The sequence below is a fragment of the Burkholderia sp. ABCPW 11 genome (assembly GCF_001523445.1).
GTDB lineage: Bacteria > Pseudomonadota > Gammaproteobacteria > Burkholderiales > Burkholderiaceae > Burkholderia.
In genome coordinates, this window is sequence record NZ_LOVM01000090.1 from 1 (window position 1) to 1,651 (window position 1,651).

The 1,651-nt window shown below is 65.6% G+C and carries 1 protein-coding gene; it reads left to right on the forward strand.

Annotated elements, in window-relative coordinates:
• Nucleotides 1-1,651, forward strand: a 1,651-nt coding sequence (locus WS61_RS28970; protein ID WP_059505702.1) for an electron transfer flavoprotein-ubiquinone oxidoreductase, incomplete at its 5' end; no start/stop codon positions are given.

The following is a 1,651-nucleotide window of genomic DNA, read 5'->3' on the forward strand; positions in this document are numbered from 1 at the left end:
GCAATACGGCCCGCGCGAATCGATGGAATACGACGTCGTGATCGTCGGCGGCGGCCCCGCCGGGCTGTCGGCGGCGATCCGGCTCAAGCAACTGGCCGCCGAGAAAGGCGCCGAGATCGGCGTGTGCGTGCTCGAGAAGGGTTCCGAGATCGGCGCGCACATTCTGTCGGGCGCGGTGATGGACCCGCGCGCGATCACCGAGCTGTTCCCCGACTGGAAGGAGCGCGGCGCACCGCTCGATGTCGAGGTCACGGAAGACCGCTTCCTGTTCCTGTCCGAGAAAAGCGCAGTGACCACGCCGAACTGGGCGCTGCCGGACAACTTCAAGAACCACGGCAACTACGTGATTTCGCTGGGCAACGTGACCCGCTGGCTCGGCCAGCAGGCCGAGGCGCTCGGCGTGGAGATTTTCCCGGGCTTCCCCGCTGCGGAAATTCTCTACAACGACGACGGCTCGGTGAAGGGCGTCGCCACCGGCAACATGGGCGTGGGCAAGGACGGCGAGCCGACCGAGAACTTCCAGCTCGGCATGGAGCTGCACGCGAAGTACACGCTGTTCGCCGAAGGCTGCCGCGGCCATCTCGGCCGCCAGCTGATCACGAAATTCAAGCTCGACGCGAACGCCGATCCGCAGGCGTACGGGATCGGCATCAAGGAACTGTGGGAAATCGATCCCGCCAAGCACAAGCCGGGCCTCGTGATCCACACGGCCGGCTGGCCGCTGAAGTCGGATACGTACGGCGGCTCGTTCCTGTATCACATGGACAACAACCAGGTCGTGGTCGGCTTCGTCGTGGGCCTGGGCTACACGAACCCGTACCTGTCGCCGTTCGAGGAATTCCAGCGCTACAAGACGCATCCGTCGATCCGCGCGTTCCTCGAAGGTGGCAAGCGCGTGTCGTACGGCGCGCGCGCGATCACGGCCGGCGGCCTGCTGTCGCTGCCGAAGACGGTGTTCCCGGGCGGCGCGCTGATCGGCGACGACGCGGGCTTTTTGAACGCATCGCGGATCAAGGGCAGCCACGCGGCAATCAAGACCGGGATGCTGGCGGCCGACGCCGCATTCGACGCGGTGCAGGCCGGCCGTCAGAGCGACGAACTCAATGCGTACCCGGACGCGTTCAAGCAATCGTGGCTGTACACGGAGCTGTACCGCGCGCGCAACTTCAAGCAGTGGATGGCCAAGGGGCTGTACCTGGGCACGCTGATGGTGGGTATCGAGCAGAAGGTGATGGGCGGCAACGTGCCGTGGACGCTGCACCACCAGCATGCGGACCACGAGATGCTGAAGCCGGCGTCGCAGTGCGAGCCGATCGCGTATCCGAAGCCGGACGGCAAGCTGACGTTCGACCGCCTCTCGTCGGTGTTCATCTCGAACACGAACCACGAGGAGAACCAGCCGGCGCACCTGACGCTGAAGGACGCGAGCGTGCCGGTGAACGTGAACCTGCGCACGTACGCGGGGCCGGAGGCGCGGTTCTGCCCGGCGGCGGTGTACGAGTTCGTGAAGAACGACGACGGCAGCGAGCGGCTCGTGATCAACGCGCAGAACTGCGTGCACTGCAAGACCTGCGACATCAAGGACCCGACGCAGAACATCGTGTGGGTCACGCCCGAAGGCGGCGGCGGGCCGAATTACCCGAACATGTAA